The sequence below is a fragment of the Luteolibacter sp. genome (assembly GCF_039920825.1).
GTDB lineage: Bacteria > Verrucomicrobiota > Verrucomicrobiia > Verrucomicrobiales > Akkermansiaceae > Luteolibacter.
Genome location: NZ_JBDSCX010000075.1, coordinates 1 through 20894, shown reverse-complemented (window position 1 = coordinate 20894; position 20894 = coordinate 1). Strand labels below are relative to the sequence as shown.

General features: G+C 61.4%; 14 protein-coding genes. 6 read left to right on the top strand and 8 right to left on the bottom strand.

Features of this window, described 5'->3' with window-relative positions:
- The 7 genes from ABIQ96_RS21415 to ABIQ96_RS21385 all read right to left on the bottom strand — a co-directional run.
- Nucleotides 1-3263: autotransporter-associated beta strand repeat-containing protein (locus tag ABIQ96_RS21415; protein ID WP_348216682.1), on the bottom strand; the 3263-nt coding region annotated here is incomplete at its 3' end.
- A gap of 362 nt (nt 3264-3625) precedes the next feature.
- Nucleotides 3626-5098 carry a sulfatase-like hydrolase/transferase gene (locus ABIQ96_RS21410; protein WP_348216681.1) on the bottom strand — a complete coding sequence of 491 codons (1473 nt, stop codon included), beginning with the start codon at nt 5096-5098 and terminating at the stop codon, nt 3626-3628.
- A gap of 20 nt (nt 5099-5118) precedes the next feature.
- Entirely contained in the window at nt 5119-6540 is a 1422-nt protein-coding gene (locus ABIQ96_RS21405) for a sulfatase (protein WP_348216680.1), read from the bottom strand.
- Nucleotides 6541-6550: 10 nt separating this feature from the next.
- Nucleotides 6551-8149 (bottom strand): arylsulfatase, encoded by a 1599-nt coding sequence (locus ABIQ96_RS21400; RefSeq protein ID WP_348216679.1) that lies wholly within the window; start codon nt 8147-8149, stop codon nt 6551-6553.
- A 22-nt stretch (nt 8150-8171) separates the two neighbouring features.
- Nucleotides 8172-9572: a sulfatase gene (locus ABIQ96_RS21395; RefSeq protein WP_348216678.1), complete on the bottom strand. Its 1401-nt coding sequence runs from the start codon at nt 9570-9572 to the stop codon at nt 8172-8174.
- Nucleotides 9573-9584: 12 nt separating this feature from the next.
- The gene (locus tag ABIQ96_RS21390; RefSeq protein ID WP_348216677.1) at nt 9585-11012 is read right to left on the bottom strand and encodes a sulfatase; all 1428 of its coding nucleotides are present in this window, start codon (nt 11010-11012) and stop codon (nt 9585-9587) included.
- Nucleotides 11013-11032: 20 nt separating this feature from the next.
- Nucleotides 11033-12712: an arylsulfatase gene (locus tag ABIQ96_RS21385; protein WP_348216676.1), complete on the bottom strand. Its 1680-nt coding sequence runs from the start codon at nt 12710-12712 to the stop codon at nt 11033-11035.
- A gap of 385 nt (nt 12713-13097) precedes the next feature.
- Between ABIQ96_RS21385 and ABIQ96_RS21380 the strand changes: the two genes are divergently transcribed.
- From ABIQ96_RS21380 to ABIQ96_RS21365, 4 genes are all read left to right on the top strand, one after another.
- Nucleotides 13098-13637 (top strand): sigma-70 family RNA polymerase sigma factor, encoded by a 540-nt coding sequence (locus ABIQ96_RS21380; RefSeq protein ID WP_348216675.1) that lies wholly within the window; start codon nt 13098-13100, stop codon nt 13635-13637.
- Nucleotides 13638-13642: 5 nt separating this feature from the next.
- Complete coding sequence (locus ABIQ96_RS21375) at nt 13643-15013, top strand: FecR domain-containing protein (RefSeq protein ID WP_348216683.1); 1371 nt, start codon at nt 13643-13645, stop codon at nt 15011-15013.
- A gap of 231 nt (nt 15014-15244) precedes the next feature.
- Nucleotides 15245-15859 carry a sigma factor gene (locus tag ABIQ96_RS21370; protein ID WP_348216674.1) on the top strand — a complete coding sequence of 205 codons (615 nt, stop codon included), beginning with the start codon at nt 15245-15247 and terminating at the stop codon, nt 15857-15859.
- Complete coding sequence (locus ABIQ96_RS21365) at nt 15856-17379, top strand: LamG domain-containing protein (RefSeq protein WP_348216673.1); 1524 nt, start codon at nt 15856-15858, stop codon at nt 17377-17379. Before ABIQ96_RS21370 ends, ABIQ96_RS21365 begins: the two co-directional genes overlap by 4 nt.
- On the opposite strand, the gene ABIQ96_RS21360 is transcribed toward ABIQ96_RS21365, so the two are convergent.
- A complete protein-coding gene (locus ABIQ96_RS21360; protein ID WP_348216672.1) occupies nt 17376-19811 on the bottom strand; it encodes a sulfatase-like hydrolase/transferase in 2436 nt (811 codons plus the stop codon). The two genes, ABIQ96_RS21365 and ABIQ96_RS21360, sit on opposite strands and share 4 nt — an antisense overlap.
- A gap of 27 nt (nt 19812-19838) precedes the next feature.
- Between ABIQ96_RS21360 and ABIQ96_RS21355 the strand changes: the two genes are divergently transcribed.
- Both ABIQ96_RS21355 and rpsL read left to right on the top strand, forming a co-directional pair.
- Nucleotides 19839-20114, top strand: a complete 276-nt coding sequence (locus tag ABIQ96_RS21355) for a hypothetical protein (protein ID WP_348216671.1) — start codon at nt 19839-19841, stop codon at nt 20112-20114.
- A gap of 311 nt (nt 20115-20425) precedes the next feature.
- Complete coding sequence (rpsL, locus tag ABIQ96_RS21350) at nt 20426-20839, top strand: 30S ribosomal protein S12 (protein WP_348216670.1); 414 nt, start codon at nt 20426-20428, stop codon at nt 20837-20839.
- Nucleotides 20840-20894: the final 55 nt, after the last annotated feature.

Genomic DNA, 20894 nt, shown 5'->3' with positions numbered 1-20894 from the left:
GCGGGATCGACCGTGCCGGTGATTCCGGCGGAGGTGATGAGCGTGTAGCTGCCAGCTGCGAGTCCGCCGAGGTTGTTGATGGAGACATCCGCGAGGCCGAAGACGTTGGTGCCGATGTCGACCGTTCCGCCGACCGCGATGCGATCACTGGTGCCGGCAGGTGCGACGAGATCCATCACGATGCCACCGGTGCCGGCGGCGGCCACGGAGAGATTCAGATTTCCGCCGATGGTCAGGACGGCGGCGGTAGGGGTGGTGACGCCGGCGCTGCTGGTTCCGCCCGGGGCGATGTGGCTGCCGCCTTGGAGTTTCACATTTCCCATGACGGTTCCGCTGCCGGCAAGGAAGCCGGTGCTGGTGCCGGCCGGGCCGCCGCTGCCATCGACGTTTTCGCCGAAGCTCAGGTCGCCGGGGACTTTGCCGTTCACGATCAGGGTGCCGGCGTCAACGATGTTGGTGGGACCGGTGTAGTCGTTGGTGGTGTTGGTGATGACGACCGTGCCGGTATTTCGCTTGGCAATGCCGCCGGAGCCCGTTCCGGTCATCTTTCCGGTGATGACGATGGTGCCTCCGATCGGGTTGAGGCGCGAAGTGCTGAAGGTGTTGAAGGTGGTGGCGTTGTCGGAGATGGTGATGGTTCCGGAAAGCGTGAGGTCGGTGACCCCGGTGGCGAGGTTGATCACCTTGTTGCCGGTGGCTCCGTCAGGGAAGTTGATATCGTTATTGCTGTTTCCGGTTAGCTGCCAAACGGTGGCATTGGCGTTGGCCGCGAAGGTAAAGGGCCCGGAGCTGATGTTGGCACTACCGGCGATCAGGGTGCCGTTCACCAAAATGAGGCCGCCGGAGAAACTGTTGGCTCCGCTGAGCGTGAGGATGCCGGTGCCGCTTTTTGTTAGGGTTCCGGTTCCCGTGACGGTATTGGCGAAGGTCGTGCTGTCGGAACGGACGAGCTGCAAATTGGCATTGTTTTCGATGTTGCCGGTGATCGATCCGGTCGTACCGGTGCCGATTTGAAGGGTTCCTTCGCTGACGGTGGTGAGTCCCGCATAGGTGTTGGCACCGGTGAGGGTGATGGTGCCGAGGCCGATCTTGGTCAGGGTACCCGACCCGCTGATGATGCTGCCGATGGTCAAGGTATCGGAGCGATTGAGTTTGAGGCTGCTGTTATTGACAATGGAGGGGGTGGCGACCGAGCCGGAGAAGCCGGTGCCGCCGATCTGGAGGGTGCCGGAGTTGATCGTGATTGTGCCGACGCTGGTATTCACCGCATCCAGAACCAGAGTGCCCGCGTTCACGACGACAGGAGTGGTGCCGACCACGGGGGCGGAAACGGTGTTGGTGGCGCTGCCCGCCTGCGTGATGCTGGCGGCGGTGATGGTCTGCGTGGACGAGGAAAAGATGCTGACATCATTGCCGGTGGTGTTGTTGAAAACGATGTTTCCCGCGGCGATGTCGCTGCCGAGGTAGAGATTGCCGACCGCTGCGTTTGCGAAGGAGACGTTGTCATTGGCTAGAAATTTGTCCGGGCTGGCGGTGCCGAGGTTTTGGAAATTGAGATCGACGTCATTGGCCGTCCAGTATTCGGTGACAAAGCCCCGCCATTCGAGGTTGGCGGCGTTCGCGGAATAGAGCAGATCGGAATTTCCTCCCGCGCCGCCGAGCGCGAGGGTGCCGCGGCCGGGATTGACGAGGGTGAAATTCGAAAGGTCGAGGCCGCCGTTTCCATCCCTCAGGACAACCGTATTGGTAGCGGCGGATGACGCGGTCTGGGAGACATTGACCACAGCCCCCGAGGCGACGGTCACATCGGCCGCGCGGAAGAACTGGTTGGTCCCGGTGGTGCCGGGATCGAAGCTGAAATTGGCGCCGTTGGCGAAGGTGGCGGTGCCGGTGGTGACACCTTCCCCGCCGAGGGTGGCACCCGCGGCGACGGTGAAGTTGCTGGTGAAGGAGCCGGTGGCATTCAGAATGCCGGAGCTGACAGTGGTCGCACCGGTGTAGGTGTTGGTCCCGCCGAGGACGACGGGGCGGCTGCCGCTCACGGTAATGGATGCACCGGCTGCGGCTTCTCCTATATTTCCGGAGAGCGTCAGCAGATCGGTGGCACCGCCGGTCACGCTCACATTGTTAACGCCGGTCAGCGTGACGTTGCCGGAGTAAGTATCGCCGGTAAAATCCACCGTGCCGGTGGTGCTGAGGGTGCCGCTGTTGAGGACAATGTTCCGTTGGAACGAGGTGCCGACTTCAAAAGACCTGAACTCGGCTCCGGTGTTGACGGTGAGGTTGTAGCCCGTGTTGTAGGAGATGGTTCCTTGGGTCTGGAGGACGCCGCCGTTGACGACGATCTCGCCGACGGTGACCACGCCACGGAGGTCGAACTGGCCTGCTCCCACCTTGGTGAGCGTGAACAGTCCGGTGGTGGCCGCACCGTTGCTCCCGACGCCGTAGCGAATGCCGGTGGGGCAGCCGATGGACGCGTCGCCGGTGAGGATGAGTCCGTCGGTGATGGAATTCGCGCCGGAATCGTTGCCGTTGCTTTGATAAAGGGCACCGATGCCTCCTTGGCCCGTGCCAGCGATAGACACGGTTTCGCCTGCGGCGAGCTTCTTGTTGTTCATCGCCAGAGTGCCGCCTGAAAGGACATAGGTGTCGCCCGAAGTTGCGCCGAGTGAGGCCGCGTCGCCGATTTGAAGGATGCCGCCGCTGATGGTAACGTCGCCGGTAAGATTGGTGTTCACGCCCGAGATCAGGAGCGTGCCCGAACCGGACTTGGCGATGGACTGCGGGCCGTCGATGGTTCGGCTGAGGGTGAGCAAACCGGAGCCGGAGTGGTTGACCACGAGGTCGCTGGCCAGCGTGATGGTGCCGACGTTATCGACTTGGGTCCCTTGGCCGATAGTGACGGCCTGGGTGACCGAGGCGTTGATGTTGATGGTCGCCGGACCGGAATCCGAAGCGAAGGTGATCTTGCGGCCGGTCGCGTTGTTCTGGCTGGTGCGGATTTCCAACGGGCTGGTGAGGGCTCCCGTGACATTGATCGTTTTCACGGACCTTCCTGTGCTGCCGAGAAAGGTGACGTAGTTGGTGATCGGGGTGGCGGCGTCGAAATTCAGGACGGCGGCATTGTTAAAGGTCGGCGTCGCACTCCAGTTGGTGTTGACGCCCCAATCTCCGGAAGTCGTACCCTTCCAGGCGTAAGTTCCTGCGAAAAGTGGGGCGGAGGCGGCGATGGTGGCGAATAATGCGAAGTGGCGTGCTTTCATGGGTTTGTTGGATTTGTGGGAAACTAGGGTTTTTGAATGGATCGCTAAACCGGCCTGACAGCCGTCCGAGCGGAAATCCGGTTGATCATGAATTTCTCAGCCGATCAAAACGTGCGGTAAATCTCACATTTTTTTCGTGGCTTCAAATTGACAGTGAAACGCGTCCGAAATGGCTCGTGCCAACCGGCGGGAACGGGGGATTGCTGGTGGGACGCAGCGCGTATTCTTGCTTGCTTGAAAGGTGCATAACTTTATCTAGATAAAAAAGTATGAATTAAAGCCAAGTTCGCCAAGAAAATTTTTTCCGCCCGCCGTCGACAGCTACAAATCCGGATACCCGGATATCATTGCCAACCGGATTCCTACTCGGAAACAGCGTCGTCTTCGGCGGCTTTGCCCCCTTTTTCCGATCCGAGCTGCGGGCCGTTGTCCGGCGGCATGGAGTGGTGCCAGGCGAGCGCGGCGGCGGTGAGGCGTTTGGCGATTTCCGGGTTTTTTCCCGTGAGGTTCTTTGTTTCGCCGGGATCTTTTGAAAGGTCGTAGAGCTGCGGTTCCACTCCGTCATAGGTGCAAAGGAGTTTCCAATTTCCATCGCGAACGGACAGGTCCGGCAGTTTCTCAGTCATTTTGGGCTTCGGCGACCAGTTGACCCGATCCGGTGGGCGGCGCCAGAAGATCGGTTTGGTGCGGGTGGCCGTTTCCTTGCCGATGAAGGTGGCGGAGAGTTCCTCACCATCGAAAGCGACCTTTTCCGGTGCGGTGACGCCGGCGATTTTCAGGAGCGAGGGAGCCAGGTCGATGGCCGCGAGGACGGAGCTGTCGTTGTGGGAACCGGCCTTGGCCGCATCGATGAGGCCTGGACCCCAGACGATGAGCGGCGAGCGGGTGCCGCCTTCGTAGAGGGTGCCTTTCACGCCGCGGAATGGACCGGTCGTTCCCGCTCCGGGTTCGGGGCCGTTGTCGGAACAAATGACGATGAGCGTATTGTCACGCAGGGCGGGGGTGTTGCGGATGTGGTCGAAGAGTTTACCGAACTGGAGGTCCATTTGCCGCAGCACGGAGAGGTAGAGTCCGCGTTTGCCATTGGCCCACTTGTCCACGGGCGGCCAGAACGGGCTGTGGACGTCGTCCGGCCAAAGGTTGACGTAAAACGGCTTTTTGTCCGCCGCCGACTTGTCGATGAATTCTAGCGCGCGGTCGAGATAGCCGGTGGTGATTTCTGATCGCTGCATCCAGGTGGCGGGGCCGCCGAGGCGTTCGGCGTCGCCCCAGATTCTGCCGGGCAGTTTGTCGCCGGGCTTGAGGGTGAGCGGCAGGAGTTTCGGTCCCATGCCCTCGAAATTGGTGAGGGTCTCATCAAATCCGTAGCGGGTGATGGCGGGAGCGTCGGCGACATCGCGCTGGCCGCCCATGTGCCATTTCCCGAAATGACCGGTCGCGTAGCCGTCCTGCTTGAGGAAGCGGGCGAGCGTGGGAGCTTCGGGATCGAGCCACTGGGCCATGCCGCGGCGCTTGTTGTCGGCGCGGTTGTTGAGGAACGAGGTGATCCGCCAGCGCTGCGGGTATTGGCCGGTGGTGATGCCGGTGCGCGAGGGCGAGCAGATCGGCGAGTTCACGTAGAAATTTGAAAAGCGGATGCCCTCGGCGCACATGCGGTCGATGTTAGGTGTCTTCGCTTCCTTGTCGCCGAAGCAGGAAAAATCGCCCCAGCCCATGTCGTCGACGAGGAGCAGGATGATGTTAGGTTTGGCGGTCTTTGTTTCCGGGCCACCGGTGGCCGGGACGAGAAACGCGAGAAACACGGTGATAAAGTAAGCGGTGCGGATCGGGTGCATGTCGGAAAATGAAGGAAATTTCAGTCGGTCTCTGCGCCTTTTTTTGACGGGCTGGAGGGATCTGTTTCGTCGGAGGCGTATAGAAGCACGGGATTTTTCACCGTGCCGGCGGGGCGGCGGTTGGATGGGGATTTGCCGCCGATCTCGGCGCGCTTCCGATCCGCGAGGGCTTTGAGGCGGGTGACGATTTCCGGATGCTCTGCGGCCACATTGGTGCGCTCGCCGATATCGGAGTCGAGGTTGTAGAGACGCGGCGTGTTGCCCCGCGCGTCTTCGGGCACCATCTTGAAATTGAGACCCTCAACTTGTGGCGTAACCGAGAGTTTCCACGGTCCCTGACGGACGGCCTGAAGCTGGAATCCGAGGAAATAATAGTGGGCGTCCCGCGGTGAGATATCGGATTTTCCAAGGAGCAAGGGCGACAGATCCCTGCCGTCGATGACGGGCGTTTCCGGCACCGTGCCGCCCGCGAGGGTGACCACGGTGGGCAGCACGTCGATCTCTCCGGCGACCGCATCGGAAACCGATCCGCCTTTGATTTTTCCGGGCCACCAGGCAAGGGTCGGCACACGCATTCCGCCTTCCCAAGTGCTGCCTTTGGCCCCGCGCAACGGTCCGGCGCTGCCGACGTTTTTGTCGCGGCCGAGCCACGGGCCGTTGTCGCTGGTGAAAATCACGAAGGTGTTTTCCGCCAGTTTCAGCTCCCGCAGGGCGTCGAGGATTTGACCGGTGCTCCAGTCCAGCTCCTGCACCCAGTCGCCGAAGCTGCCGTTCTCGGATTTTCCCTGAAACGCGGAACCCGGTGCCATCGGCAGATGCACGGCGGTGTGCGCCAGATAAAGCAGGAACGGCCTGTCGTTGTTACGGCGGATGAAATCCACCGCCTCGCCGGTGTAGCGCTCGGTGATTTTGTGCTGGGCCTCGTCCGTTAGAAGCTCGGCCACCTTGTCGTCGCGCAGCAGCGGAACCACCCGCTCGCCGGTCGCGCTGGATTTCCGTTGCATGTCGTTAGAATAGGGGATGCCGAAATAATGGTCGAAGCCCTGGCGCGTCGGCAGGAATTCCGGCTGGTCGCCGAGGTGCCATTTGCCGATGCACATGGTGGCGTAGCCGCGCTCCTTCAACCGCTCCGCGACGGTGTGCTCCGACGGTGCGAGACCGTGGCTGGCGGCGGGCGGATAGACGGCCGGCACGCCGACGCGCGCGCCGTAGCAGCCGGTCATCATCTGCGCCCGCGAGACCGAGCACAACGGCGCGCCGTAAAACGACGTGAGCTTCATGCCCTCGGCGGCCATCCGGTCGAGGTTCGGCGTCTTTTGTCTGGTCGCGCCGAAGGGCCCGATGTCGGCGTAGCCCATGTCGTCGATGAAAACGATGACGATGTTAGGCGGGGAGGCCGTGGCGAATCCGGCAAGGGCCGCGATGATGAGGAGGGCTTTCATGCCTGAGGGTTCATTCTGGTTCGGAGGCAGCGGCCTTGCGGGCTTGTTTCTTCGCTGCGCCCGCGGCTCCGGGCTTGGGCATCACGTTCGCGCGCTTCGCCCAGGCACGCCACAGTTCGGTCATGGTCTTGACGCGCTCCGGTTCCTTGGCGGCGAGGTTGTGCATTTCGGTGCGGTCTGCCAGAAGGTCGTAGAGTTCCCATTCACCGCGGAGCCCCTTGCGGACGAGTTTCCAATCCCCGGTGCGGACGGCGGCATTGCCCTCGTGCTCCCAGAAAATCGCCTCGCGCTCGATCGGCTTGTCTTCGAACGCAGGACGCAGGCTGCGGCCTTCCATCGGCTGGATTTCCTTGCCGCCGAACTCCTTCGGATAGGTCGCGCCGCCGAAATCGGCGACGGTGGCCATGATGTCGATCAGGTGCCCCGGCTCCTTGCGGAACTCGCCCTTGGCGGAAATGCCCGCCGGCCAGTGGGCGATGAGCGGCGTGCTGATGCCGCCCTCGTGGTTGAAATGCTTGTAGAGGCGGTTAGGCGTATTTTCGAGGTTCGCCCACGACTCGCCGCAGAAGACGGTGCTGCCCGGTCCGCCGGGATTTTTTCCTTCTAACGTCCCGTTGGGCCCGCTTTCCGCGTTGCCGCCGTTGTCGCTCATGAAGAGGATCAGCGTGTTGTCATAGACGCCCTTTTCCTTGAGCGAGGCGACCAGTCTTCCGATCGCCATATCCATGTGCCAGACGCACGCGGCATAGATGCTCATGATGTGGTCGAAGCGGTCCTTCTCCTCCGTGGAAAGCGAGTCCCACGCCTTCACGTCCGCGTCCCGAGGCGTGAGTTCCCATTTCGGATCGATGAGACCCATCGCCTTCTGCCGTTCGTAGCGCGCCTCGCGCAGCTTGTCCCAACCTTGCTGATAGATCCCGTGGCGGAATTTCGCGATGTCCTCCGCCGGCGCCTGGAGGGGGAAATGCGGCGCGTTCTCCGCCAGATAGAGGAAGAACGGCTTCTTTGCCTCGACCGCCTCGCCGATGAACTTGATCCCGTAGTCGGTCCACAAATCCGTGGAGTACCAGTCTTTCGGCAGGCGCGGATCGTCGCTGGCGAGTTTTTCTCCATTGAGAAACAGCTTCGCCCGATCCGAGTCCGCGTGATAGAAGCCGCCGGCCGCTGCGGTCAGGTTGCGCTCGAATCCGCGGCCCCACGGCGTTACCCCGACGGCTTGGCCGACGTGCCATTTCCCGGTCATCGCCGTGAAATAGCCGGCAGGCTTGAGCACCTCCGCCATGGTCACGCAGGTGTCGTTGAGGTGCCCCTGATAGCCCGGCAGGTGATCGTCCTCGTTCATGTGGCCGATGCCCGCCTGATGCGAATAGAGTCCGGTGAGCAGCGAGGCGCGGGTCGGGCAGCAGCGGCCGGTGTTGTAGAATTCCGTGAAACGCAGCCCGTCCTTGGCGAGCGCGTCGAGGTTCGGCGTGGGGATCTCGCCGCCATAGCAGCCGATGTCCGAGTAGCCCATGTCGTCCGCGAGGATGACGATGATGTTAGGTTTGTCGGCGGCCGAAACGGTTTCGGCGAGCGAGAGGAGGAAAAGCAGGAGTGTGTTTCGTTTCATGGATTTGTGTTAGCTTGAAGTTTCATTCGTCCCCGCCGTCGCCCTTGCCTTGCCGGGAACGCGCGTTTTTCTCGGTGGCGATGCCTTTGTCGCCCTGTTGTTTCATCCATGCGTCCATCTGGTCGCTCAGACGCTGTTTGATGGCGGCGAAATCTGGGTTCGCGGCAAGATTGTCGGTTTCCAGCGGATCTTTTTCCAGATCGTAAAGTTCATCGCCCGGGCGGTGATAGAGCCAGTCGATGCGCTTCGCCAAAGCGGGATCTTCCTTCGCGTCCTCCTTCCACGAATCCAGCGGCTGGCCCTTGTGGATGCCGCCGATTTCGTAGGTGTTCTCCGGCATCAGGTTGCGGATATACTTGTAGCGCACGTCGCGAGCGGAGCGCATCGGATAGGGTTGCTTGAAACCGATGATGCCGACGGTGGTGTGCTGGGCGAAAACGACGTCGCGCAAGTGATCGCTCTTTCCTAGCAGCACCTCGAGGAAGCTTTTCCCGTCGAACCCGCGGTAGCCCGTGGCGTCCGGGCAGCCGGTGTCGATCTTCGCGGGATCCTCCCCTACTGCCGCGAGGAAAGTGGGCGGCACATCGAGGTATTCCATCATCGCATCATTCGTCGAGCCGGGTTTCACCTTGCCCGGCCAGCGGACGACCGTCGCGGAGTGGATGCCGTTGTCATAGACCGACCATTTCCCGCCATACGGAAACGAACTGCCCTGCTCGCTGACGAACATCACCAGCGTGTTCTCCGCCTGCCCGCTGTCGGCCAGGATTTTCAGCAACGCGCCGACCTGCCTGTCCAGCGAGGAAATCTCCGCGTAGTAGGCGGCTAGCAATTTCCGCGTCACCTCGTTGTCGTGCAGATAAGGCGGCACCGTGAGCTTCGCGGGATCGTAAAGCTTCTTCGGTCCGCGGTCCCATGGCGAGTGCGGATCGTGTGAGGCATACACCGCCAGCCACGGCTGGCTTTTGTCGCGATTCACGAAGCCGCCGAAGGCTTCGAAGTCATCCTGATTCGGGCTGATGTATTCGTAGGGAAACGTGGGTTTCGGCCCGACATGTTCCTTCGCCTGGAGGCCGACCCGATAGCCGAGTCCCTTGAAATAAGTGAACATGCTCTTCGTCCCGTCGTAGGCGCGCGTGTGGTTCGGATAGGCCCCGGAGCGGATGCAGTCCAAGCCCGTGTAAAGCGCGTGGCGCGTCGGCGAGCAGGTCGAAGCTGGATCATACATGTTGCGAAGCCATATGCCATCGCTCCGCAGTTTGTCGATGTTAGGAGTGTGGATGTCCTTGTTGCCCGTGAAACCGAGGTCGCGTGAATTCAGGTCATCGGCGACGATGAGCAGGAAATTCGGCTTGGCGTCCGCGGCCCGCGCGAAGGCGGGAAGGAAAGCGGTGAACAGAAAGGCGAGGATGCGGGTTTTCATGGTTTGAACGGGTCAGTCGTCGTCATCCGCAGCCGCGTTTTTCCGACGCTTGCCGCCTGGCCCGGCTGGAGCCGATGGATCGAAATTTGGATTCGGGACCGGTTCCTGGGCGCGGATTTCCTTAAGGTGGCCCTGCAGTGCGGACTTCATTTTCGCGACGCGGTCGGGGAATTCAGAAGCGACGTCTTTTGATTCTCCGAGATCCTTATCGAGGTGGAACAACTGCGTCGCTCCGGTTTCCCACCAGTAGTGGAGCTTCCAGCCGTCCTGTAGCAGGGTCGTGTCCGGAGTGCTGTGTTTCTGGTGCTGATAGTGAGGCCAGTGGAACATGAGGAAATCCTCCGGGCGCTTCACCGCGTCTCCTCCTGTTAGCGCGGCCTTGAGCGAGCCGCCCTCGACGGCGGCGGGCCATTTCTTGATGCCCGCGAGATCGCAGACGGTGGGCAGGATGTCGTAGCCGACGACCGGCACACGGCTGACCGCGCCCGCCGCGATGCCGGGGCCGGTTACTATGAAGGGCACGCGGATACCACCTTCCCAAACGGATGCCTTGTGGCCGCGGATCGGGCCGTTGATGTTGCCGGGGTCGTCGGTGGGGATGCAGCCGTTGTCCGCAGTGTAGATGATGTAGGTGTGGTCGGCGATGCCCGCGGCCTTCACGGCGTCTAGCAACTGGCCGATGCCGGTGTCCATGTCGGCAAGCATCGCGCCGTAGGGCACGTTGTCGTGGCGTTCGCCTTTCGGCGCGTCGGCGAAGGATTTTCGCGTCGCGGGCCGCGATTGGTTAGGGGCGTGGGTGGCGTAGTGCGAGAGCTGGAGATAGAACGGATGACCTTCCTTGACCTCCGCATTCATGAAATCAATGCCGCGGCGGGTGATGCCAAAAATCTGCTTGGGATCGTCGGGCAGATTGGTCTTCCGGCCTCCTTCGCCATTGGTCGTGGCACCGTCCGAAACGTCGTAGCCATGCGCGGCCGGGCCGCCGCCGGCGATATGCCATTTTCCGAAATGCGCGGCGTGGTAGGCAGGATCGTAAGTCTTGAGGAGCTCAGCGATGGTGGGGTTGTCCTTGGAAAGTCCGGTGACGATCCGCGGCACGATCAGTTTTTCGCCCGGCGTGGCGGTGCCGCCGGGGCGCTCGATGATGTCCGTCATGTGGAGGGCGGCGGGCGAACGGCCGGTTTGGAGCGCCGCGCGGCTCGGCGAGCAGTTGCAGTGTGACGCGTAGGCCTGGCTGAAACGCATGCCATCCGCCGCCAGCCGTTCGATGTTAGGTGTTTTGAAAAAGTCGCTTTTCGATTCGGGTACCGCGGGATCCATCATGACCGAGGTGGTTCCCCAGCCTTGGTCATCGCTGAGGATGACGATGAAATTGGGACGGACCGTTTCGCCGAAACAGGTGGCGGACAAAAGAACGAGCGCGAGGGTGGCTGATTTCATCTTAGGGAATGGTGGGAGGATCATTCTTCATCCTCGGTGTTTGGTTTGGCGCGCTTGCCTTTTTTGATACCGTTCGCCGGGTTGTTTTGCTTCACATGCAGGCCGGTGCGGATGGCCCATTGCTGCCATTCGTCCGCGAGCGAGGCGACGAGTTCGGGCTTTCCGGAGGCGAGATTCTGCGTCTCGCACGGATCGGCGTTGAGGTTATAGAGCTCCCAAGCTTCGCTCGGAAGCTTGGCTCCCATCACGAGTTTCCAGTCGCCCTTCCGGATCGCCTTCGATCCCTCGTGCTGATAACAGATCGAGCGACCCTCCAATTTTCCGCCGGGCTTGAAGGTCGGCGCGAGGCTGACGCCTTCCATCGGCAGGACGGCGGTGCCTGCGCGGGTTTTCGGATAACCGGCGTGGGCGACATCGACGAGGGTGGCCATGATGTCGATGACATGCGCCGGGTCGCGGACCCAGCGGTCGGGCGAACTAACACCGGCGGGCCAGTGGACGATGAGCGGCGTGGCGATGCCGCCCTGATGGGCGAAATGTTTGTAAAGCTTGAATGGCGTGTTGCACAGGTTCGCCCAGCCGGAGCCGTAGGCGATCTCGGGTTCGCCAGGGGCACCCATCTTGTCCAACGCGGCCCCTTCGTGGAGCGTGGTGTTGCCGGCGCGTGAGGCACCGTCGAAACCGAACGGCCCCCACTCGTAACAGGCACCGTTGTCGGACAAGAGGAGGATGAGCGTGTTGTCGAGTTTGCCCGCGGACTTGAGCTGATTGACAATGCGGCCGACGCCGTCGTCCACGTGTTTCACCATGGCGGCGTAGATGGCCATGCGGTGAGCGAGGTCCTCGCGGCGGTCGGCCGGCAGAGTGTCCCACGCGGGGTTTTGTTTTCCGGAGTAGCCGTTCGCGATGGCGTTGTTCTGCTCGATTGGCACGACCGAACGCTCGGTGAGTTTCCAGCCGGGGGTGTCCGCCAGGCCGATGGACTTCATGCGCTTGAAGCGTTCCTCGCGCAGCACGTCCCAGCCTTTTCGATAGGTTTCGAGAAACGGTTTCACATCGCCCTTCGGAGCCTGGAGCGGGAAATGCGGAGACGAGTAGGCGAGGTAAAGCAACCACGGTTTCTTGCTCGCCTCGCCCTGTTTGATGAACTCCAGCGCGTAGTCGCTGAAAACGTCCGTGGCATAGAACTCGCCCTGCTTGTAACCCAGCTCCGGCGCGTGGCCCTCTGGCAGGCGCTTGTACTTCGCCGGATTCCACTGGCCCTGCGAATGGCCGTTAGGGAAACCGAAGAACGCGTCGAAGCCACGGGCCGTGGGGATGGATTTCGGATCCGCTCCGACGTGCCACTTGCCGACGGCGTAGGTCGCATATCCTGCGCCGCGGGCGACCTCGGCGAGAGTTGCGCTGTCGTCGCTGAGCGAGCCGTCGAAATCCGGAATTCCCGCCTGCGCCGGATGCAGGCCGGTGAGGAGTGAAGCGCGGCTCGGGCAGCAGCGGGCGGAGTTGGTCATGCCGGTGTAGCGGAGGCCGGTCTTGGCAAGCGAGTCGATGTTAGGCGTGGGGATTTCTCCTCCGTAGCAGCCGAGGTCGCTGTAGCCGAGGTCGTCGATGAGGACGACGAGGATGTTGGGCTTCGCGGCATCGGCCGCTGTCAGGATAGCTGGCAGCGAGGTTGCAAGGGCGATCAGGATGGCTTTCATGAAAAGGGCGGGTTTGAAAATGAAAGATCCGCGCCATCGGCCCGGCGGAACTTCGAAACATGTATTTCGGCAATGGGGCGAGCGTTCGGAAAAACTTCAGTCCGAGCGATCATTCGCCGGCATTGGCTCCCTCGTGCGGTTCTGGAGCGGCGGGGAATAAGGCGGTTTATTCGGCGGGTTGGTGTTGGATGTGGCGGGTTTCCTCTGATGATTTCGCGAATCGGGTGGGTGTGACCTCCGAAATCACATTCAACCCCCAAAAACCCTTAAAGGTCAGCCATTTGATCGGTATCGAAAATTATCTTTCAAATCCGGGGAACACCCGGGGTATCTGTGAAATCATCCAATTGACCGCCGGTGAAATCCAGCCGGCCGAAACTTTCCCATGACACGCAAGGAACGAGACGAGCAGATCGAGACAGCGGTGCGGAACCATCATTCCGGCCTCCGCTATTTCATCCGCTCGCTCGGCGTCAGCGACGCATGGGTGGACGATTTGGCGCAGGAGGCCTTTCTCATCGCCCACCGGAAATGGGAAGAACTCGACGACCCGGAGAACGCGGGATCCTGGCTGCGCAAGATCGCTCGGAATCTCGTTCTGAACGAGCTGACCAAAACCGGTCGCCGCCAGCGCCTGCTGGACGAAAAAATCACAGGGCTGCTGATCGACACCTTCGCCAGCGACCCGGAGCCCGGGGCCGAGGAGGATACTGAAATCCGCGTCACCGCCCTGCGCGAGTGTCTTGAGAAAATGCCGGGCATGATCCGCCGGATCATCGATTCGCGGTATTTCGAAGACAAGAACGCCACCGACATCGGCCTCGACCTGTCGATGAATCCCGCGGCCGTTCGTAAGTCGCTCTTCCACGCGCGGAAGACCCTCGCGGACTGCCTCGCCACCAAAAACATCCACGCGTTCCAATGAGCGTGATGAATCCATCAGATCCCGAATTCGTGGAACTCTGCTCGGAGCTGCTCGACGGCACGCTCGGCGATAAGGATCGCGCCCGGCTGCTCGCCCTGTTAGTGGGCGATGCGGAACTGCTGGCGGGTTTTCGGAAGCAGCTCCTCGTCTCGGGTTCGCTGGACCGGCTGAAGCCCGAGCGAAACGACGCCACGTTCGTCCGTTCCGTGCTGCCCCACATCCGGGCGGTCTCCGGCGAGGCCGACCATGAGTTTTCCGGTCAGGTCATGTCGCGCATCCGTTTCGCCAGGTTCCGCCGCGGTGCCGTGGCGATGGCGGCGTTGGTCGCGCTGCTGGCCGCGCTTTTGGTATTTTTGAAACGGGAAACCGCGCACTCCGCAGCAGCGATCGCCAAGCTTTACACCGATGGCGATAGTGGTCCTCGCGACGTCCGTCCGGGCGAAAAACTGGCTCTAACGAATGGCGTGACCCGGATCGAGTTCGCCAACGGCGCGGTGGTTGCCGTCCAGGCTCCCGCCTCGCTGATCGTCCGCTCGGCGGATCAGATCATCCTCACAAGCGGTCGGCTGAACGCGTGGTGCCCGGAATCCGCGCACGGCTTTAAAGTCGTCACTTCCGGAGCCACCCTCACGGACCTCGGCACCTCGTTCGGCATTTCCGCCGACAACGGCACCGCTGATTTCGTGGTTCTTGAAGGGAAGGTGAAGGTGTCCAAGGACGCGGAAATCCGAACCATCGAGAGAGGAAACGCCGTCCGCTCGGACCACTCGGCCGGCCTGCGGGATCTCAAGTTCGAGCCCACGCCCTTCCTCCTCACCTGGCCGGTCGCTTCCGGTATCCGCTCCACGCTCGGCGAGGTGGTTCCCGCTCCTCCCGATACCCCGGAGGCCCTCGCCCGCTTGGAAAACGACGATCATATTTTTGTCATCCCCGAACGCCGCGACTTCATCCCGGACGTCCAGATTCCCGTGGACATCACCCTGCCCGGCAAATACTCAGGAAATAACCTCCGTCATCCCTCACACTTGGACCTCAAGCCCGAACAGCGCCTCAGGAGCTATCTTTTGCGCTACAACCCAGTCGGCGTTTACAAACCCGGGGACTATAAATTGTTCGAAGGTTCCGTCACATTTGATCGGCCGGTGATCGGGATCATCGTCGGAAGCGGCAAGCTCAACCGGACGGATTCCCTGCTGTCGAAAGCACCTTTGCCCAAGCTCGATCCCGCCGAAGAAGTCCTCCGCGGCCTCGAGGGAAGCCAGACGGCCACCGGTTCCGACCGGGTCTCTCTATCCGACGACCGGCTGACGGTGAAGGTCACCTTCTATGCGGGCGAGTCCATCGACGAGATCCGGGCGATCACGACCGATGACTGAGGCGCGGAATCACCGGACAAACTTGCCGTTTTTCGGGAACACTCCGGGCGTTGGGGAAATTATCAGATGTAGTCGCTCCCCGAGCGGAATCACAGGGCTTCCGGTGAAGGGTTTCCCGGAAGTCCCTGTGAAAATATCGCCACTCAGACTGACAAGATGATCCCGCCTGAACCCTTGGAAAATCGTTTGGACTTTTCGCCGGGCGGGAGCTTTTTTGGAGTAGTGCCAAACATGGAGCCTCGCACGGAAATGCTGGACGGAAAGGAAGGCGATCACCTTGCCGGTGGACTCGTCGGCACGACGGACGTGCTGGAGGGCGAGGTTGGTTCGGGACAGTTCGTGTGTCTGCTCATCGGAATCCAGCCGGAGTTGAAGACCTTTGTCGCGCACCTGATGCCATTCGCGGACGCCCGCGGGGATATTCTGCAGGACGTGAATCTGGCGGTGTGGGAAAAACGCGGACAGTTCCAGCCGGGCACGAATTTCCGCGCGTGGGTCTATACATTCGCCAGGAACGTCACGATGAACCACCAGAAACGGGCGGGCCGGAAAGCCGAGCTGACATTCGGCGAGGAAACGCTGGAGCTGCTGGCCGCGGAGTTTTCCGAAGCGGATCCGACGATGGATTCGCGGCTCCCGGCTTTGAGAAAATGCCTCGGCAAGGTGAACGTCGAGGACCGGACCGTGCTGCTCGCGAGATACGCGCGCCATGGTGCGGTGGAGGAGGCGGCGCTTGAATCCGGCAGAACCGCGGCCGCCTTGCGAGGGCTGCTTTTCCGCCTGCGCGTCGCCTTGAGACACTGCGTTGAGAGGGAGATGAAATCCATGCCCGGGAACGCGTCATGAAAAGCGGCGAGTTCGAGAGGCTGGCGCATGCGGTGCTGGAAAACAAGTGCTCGCAGGAGGAGTTCGAGCGGTTCGAGGTCGGACTGCGGGAATCGCCGGAATTTCGCCGGATTTTCCGCGAGATCCATCTGATCGAGGGCATGTTGGAAATCGTCGCCACCGAAGAGCTCGCGGAGCCCGCGCGGCCGGGAGCACTTGCACCGGTCAACCTGTTCATGAATTTCCACAATCGACGCGGGGTGACGGTATTTCTGGCCTCCGCGGTCGTGTTGCTGCTGGTGGTCCTCGGCGCGCTTTATTTCAGGATACTGGCCCCGCCACCGGTGCTGGCGACGCTGCGGCTGGCCCCTAACAGCATCTGGACGATGGATCGCGCTCTCCGGGGCGGCGAAGGAAATGGACTGGCAAAGGGCGATATCCTCTCGCTCGATGCCGGTTCCTTGGAACTGACCTTCAAGGGCGGCGCGAAAGCCATCGTGAAAGGCCCCGCGATGGTGGAAATGGCGGATCGTGATTTCATGAAAATGAAATTTGGAAGCGCCGGGATCGTGGTGCCGGCCGGCGTGGCGGCAGTCCGCGTGGCGACGCCGCGGATCGCGGTGGTTTCCAAGGGTGCGACGTTCGGGCTGTTAGCTTCCAAGGACTCCGAGGAACTTCCCGAGGTCCACGTGATGCAGGGCAAGGCCAAGGTGGAGGCGCTCGATGGCGAGGCCGGAAGCCGCGAACTCGTGGCCGGGGACGCGGTGAGCATTTCTCTCGCCGGGAAACTGAAGTCTATCGACATGGAAGGGGACCGGTTCCTGAAAGCCCTGTTGCCGGACCTGCCCTACATCCATTTCACCTTCGAGCCGCAGGGCGACAGCACGCTGGAGGTCACCGGCACCGAACCGACGGCAGCAGGCACCCACTTAACGGGAAGCCCGGGGAAACCAGCTATCGTCCCGGGAATCGTCGGCATGGCCGCGAGCTTCGACGGCAGCCGCAACGCCTTGGTGACCGACTGGAAAGGGACCTTGGGCAGCCGTGCCCGGACGATTTGCGCATGGATCCGCACCCAACCGGAAGCGCCTCCCCGCCGCTACCAGTCCATCGTCGGCTGGGGCGACCCCACCATCGGTTTCGCCGGAAAATGCGAACTCCTGCTATTCCAGCCAGACCCCGGGGAACCCACGTTTCTCCGGCTTTCCTTCGATCAGTTCCTCTACACGGGCTCCACCGATCTGGCAGATGGGAAATGGCATCACGTGGCGGCGGTGTATCCGGGTGCCGATGCGGGTGGGGCCAATCCGCAGGTGGCCTTCTACGTGGATGGAGTCCGCGAGCTGGTGGAGTCGCTTCACCAGAAAGGCGGCTCGATCTATCATGTGCCCAAAACCCGGGCGGCGCTGCCCCTCATGATCGGCTACGTGCCGCAGAAGGACGTCGAGCGAGGATTCCGCGGCGAGATCGACGAAATCTACGTCTTCGAGGCTCCCCTGCAGGAGGAGCGTATCCGGGAACTGATGCGTGCGGGTCGTTAGTCGATGGTTCGCAGCCGGATGAAACCGCGGCCGCGGTAAGGCTCGGGAATGGCGACCTCAAGCCAGCGGATGGTGCCGAATCCGGTGGCGACGTGGATGGGCATGTTTTCGTCGTCAAGGAAAGGCGTCCAGGTCAGTAGGTCGTTGGAGATGACCGGTTCGACGGTTTGTCCCGGCTGGGTGGTCCAGAAAAGGCGGATTTTTTCGAGTCCCCCGACTGCGGCGGGGGTGGCTTCCGAAATGCCGAGAACCGGCACCCGCGCGATCTGGTCGGTGGCGGCATCCAGCGTTTCCAGAGCGAAATTATCATAGCTTACGGGTCCTATGTTAGAGGAGGTGTCGAAGATCAGAAAGCGTGAGCCGTTGCTGAAAGTGAGGTTGCCGGTATTCACGCTGACGCCGTTGATGAAAATCTCGTAGCCGGTGTTGAATCCCGTATAATCCGTGCTGTCCTGCATCACCACGCGGACTTCGACCGGCTGGCCGGCCGCCAGACCGGTGGCGATACTAACATTGACATCGCCGGTTCCGGAATCGGATGCATCGTCGATCCGTTTGAACACCGAAATCGTATTGCCCGGGACGAGATCGAGCTGCACGCCCAGATCATGGTCACCGACTCCGCCCGCTGGCTTCGCCACGTCGGCGATGCCCAGCGTCATGCGCGCCTTGGCTTGATCGGGATCGTCAAGATCCATGGTGACGCGCCATTCGTAACGCCTTCCAGCGATCGCGGGTCCGAAGTCGTAAGCGTTTACGCCATCGGCGGAAAACTGGAACGCGGTGGTGTTGACGGCGGCGGCGATGTTCAGGCGGTTGGCGGTGATGGAATGGGCCGTGCCTGCCTTGCCGGTGTCGGTGCGCAGATATTTCAAAGTGCCCGCGAGAGTGCCGGTCAACCGGTTGGCGAGGTTCTCGTTCACGCCGGTTCCCGCGGCGAATCCGGTCCCAGTGGAATTTCCGGCGGGGAGATTGTAGCTGTCCGCGATGATCAGGGCGGGCGGGGTGCCGGGGTGGCTGACATAAGTTTCACCCACCTCGCCGAGGACGGTTTCCTGATACCACTTCATCACCATCGGCTCCATCGTTGCGACAGCGGCGGCTTGCGCCGGGGCGTTGACGAGGTTGTTAGCTTCCTCCTTGTCGATCGAAAGGTTGTAGAGCTCCCTGTTTCCGCCGTCGGGATCTCGCATGAATTTCATATTGCCGACGCGGACGGCGAGCTTGGGACCCTCCAAAGTGATGCCGCCTGCGGTGCCGAATTCCCAGAAAAGCGGTTTGCTCCGCGCGCGGGTCGAGCCTAGGAAGACGTCCTTCATATTCTCACCGGCTAACGGAGCGGACGGCAGCGGGACGTTTCCGAACGCACAAAAAGTGGGCATGAGATCAAGGGTGGAAACGGCTGTCGTCGTGTTCACCACGCCGGCGGGAATCGTGCCCGGCATGCGAACCATGAACGGCTCCCGGATGCCGCCTTCCCAGATGCCGCCCTTGCCGCCGCGCAGGCCGCCATTGCGGTTGAGCAGGGAGTTGAGCGCGTCATTGGGTGCGCCGTTGTCGCCGATGATGGAGATCAGCGTGTTTCCACCGATGCCGAGCGCGTCGATCGCATTGACCAGTCGCCCGATTTGCGCGTCGAGGTTGTGCAATTCTCCCAGAAACAGTTTTCCGTTGGTGTTCGTGGTGATGTGGTCGAAGTCGTTTTCATGCCCCGGCGCGACGTTGTAGGGAGAATGGGTGTCGTTGAACGGCAGGTGCACGTAAAACGGCTTTCCCGCCTGAACTGCGGTAGTGATGTAGGCGAGCGCGGAGTCGATGTCCCTGCCTGCGGCTTCATACCAGTGCACGTATTCGTAGGTCCCGACCGTGGCATCCTCGTTTGCCTGGGAAAGCCCGTCTTTCGTCTCGTCGTTGTTCAAATAGAGCAGCCGGTCGCCATTGCCCTCGAAGGCGACGAGCGATTTCTGGAAACCGTAAGCACCCGGCACCGGCGCGTTGTTCACGTCCCGGCCATTACCCATGTGCCACTTGCCGAACTGTCCGGTCGTGTAGCCTTGATCGCGGAACAGGCGGGCGGTTGTCATCGCGTCCGGCTGCAGCCAATCGTTCATCCTCCTGCTGAGATTGGCGGCGTGGCTGTCGATGAAGCTGTTGATCCCGTGCTGGCACGGATACATGCCCGTCAGCACTCCGGTCCGCGATGGCGAGCAAATCGGCGCGGCGACATAGCCCTGGGTGAAGCGGATCCCCTCCGACGCGATCCTGTCCAGGTTCGGCGTGATCGGATTCCCAGACTTGTCGAGAGTGGGCCTTCCGTAGCACGACAAGTCGCCCCACCCGATGTCATCAATGAAAACGAAGAGGACGTTCGGCGGGGCGGCGCTGGCGAGGGCGCACAACGCGAGGAAGCAGATGATGAGGGTTTTGACCATGACAAGATGAGCGGATCACCCCCATGCATGTCAGAGAACACGCAATCGTTCGGCAAATCTTCGCGGGTCTCTTCGAACGACTTCCCGGTCCCTCCTGAAATCTCCCTCCATGTCAATCTTACCGCCTCCACACTCGCCCGCGGGGTCGCGCTCCCTTTCACCCATGGTGGAAACGCCCACCTCGGCAACCAGAGCGACGCGAACAACCTCGGTGTGACCACCAACACCAAGCTGGGCATCTCCGACAACGACGGTCTTCCCGCCGCTTGGGAAATGCGCGAATTACTGACCATGGCCACCTGATGTGCGGCATTTCAACGGGATCAAGCGTTTGGTCGGCAGTTAGAGCCCGCCCGCTGCCCCCGGTTTTTTCCAGAATCCGCCGCTTCTCATGAAAATTAGAAGAAATTGTCAAAATAGGGCTTGTCAGGTTGGGATCGGCTCCTAGAGTCGCCCCCCCCACAGCGAGGACTGCTGACGTTTTAATCGAAGCAGTTCAAATTACAGGGAAAATTTATCGGGTCCAGCTCCGGAAAAAAGCTACTACAAGGTCGCCTTGTCGTCGCTCCGGTTTGTCCCCAAATCTCGGGAAAATCAGAACCACGCAGGAAATCATGCCGACCATCAATCAGCTCGTTCGCAAGGGACGCCTCACTCCGGCCGAAAAGTCGAAGTCACCCGCTCTCGTGAACTGCCCACAGCGCCGCGGAGTATGTCTTCAAGTCATGACTCGCACGCCCAAGAAGCCGAACTCGGCTCTCCGTAAAGTGGCTAAGGTTCGCCTTACCAACGGATTCGAAGTCATCGCCTACATCGGCGGTGAAGGCCACAACCTCCAGGAACACTCAATCGTCCTCGTTCGCGGCGGACGGGTGAAGGACCTTCCGGGTGTCCGTTACCACATCGTCCGTGGTTCGCTCGATACCCTCGGTGTCGATAAGCGCCGTCAAAGCCGCTCCAAATACGGTGCGAAGCGTCCGAAACCCGGTGCCGTCGCCGCTCCTGCCAAAAAAGGCGGGAAGAAGTAATTCTCTCCAATCCTAACATTACCATCCCAACGCCATGCCACGCCGCAAGCGCATC

Bases quoted from the DNA above. Each gene is read 5' to 3' on its own strand.
- ABIQ96_RS21410 (WP_348216681.1), bottom strand. From the start codon at position 5,098: ATGCACCCGATCCGCACCGCTTACTTTATCACCGTGTTTCTCGCGTTT.
- ABIQ96_RS21405 (WP_348216680.1), bottom strand. From the start codon at position 6,540: ATGAAAGCCCTCCTCATCATCGCGGCCCTTGCCGGATTCGCCACGGCC.
- ABIQ96_RS21400 (WP_348216679.1), bottom strand. From the start codon at position 8,149: ATGAAACGAAACACACTCCTGCTTTTCCTCCTCTCGCTCGCCGAAACC.
- ABIQ96_RS21395 (WP_348216678.1), bottom strand. From the start codon at position 9,572: ATGAAAACCCGCATCCTCGCCTTTCTGTTCACCGCTTTCCTTCCCGCC.
- ABIQ96_RS21390 (WP_348216677.1), bottom strand. From the start codon at position 11,012: ATGAAATCAGCCACCCTCGCGCTCGTTCTTTTGTCCGCCACCTGTTTC.
- ABIQ96_RS21385 (WP_348216676.1), bottom strand. From the start codon at position 12,712: ATGAAAGCCATCCTGATCGCCCTTGCAACCTCGCTGCCAGCTATCCTG.
- ABIQ96_RS21380 (WP_348216675.1), top strand. From the start codon at position 13,098: ATGACACGCAAGGAACGAGACGAGCAGATCGAGACAGCGGTGCGGAAC.
- ABIQ96_RS21375 (WP_348216683.1), top strand. From the start codon at position 13,643: ATGAATCCATCAGATCCCGAATTCGTGGAACTCTGCTCGGAGCTGCTC.
- ABIQ96_RS21370 (WP_348216674.1), top strand. From the start codon at position 15,245: ATGGAGCCTCGCACGGAAATGCTGGACGGAAAGGAAGGCGATCACCTT.
- ABIQ96_RS21365 (WP_348216673.1), top strand. From the start codon at position 15,856: ATGAAAAGCGGCGAGTTCGAGAGGCTGGCGCATGCGGTGCTGGAAAAC.
- ABIQ96_RS21360 (WP_348216672.1), bottom strand. From the start codon at position 19,811: ATGGTCAAAACCCTCATCATCTGCTTCCTCGCGTTGTGCGCCCTCGCC.
- ABIQ96_RS21355 (WP_348216671.1), top strand. From the start codon at position 19,839: ATGTCAGAGAACACGCAATCGTTCGGCAAATCTTCGCGGGTCTCTTCG.
- rpsL (WP_348216670.1), top strand. From the start codon at position 20,426: ATGCCGACCATCAATCAGCTCGTTCGCAAGGGACGCCTCACTCCGGCC.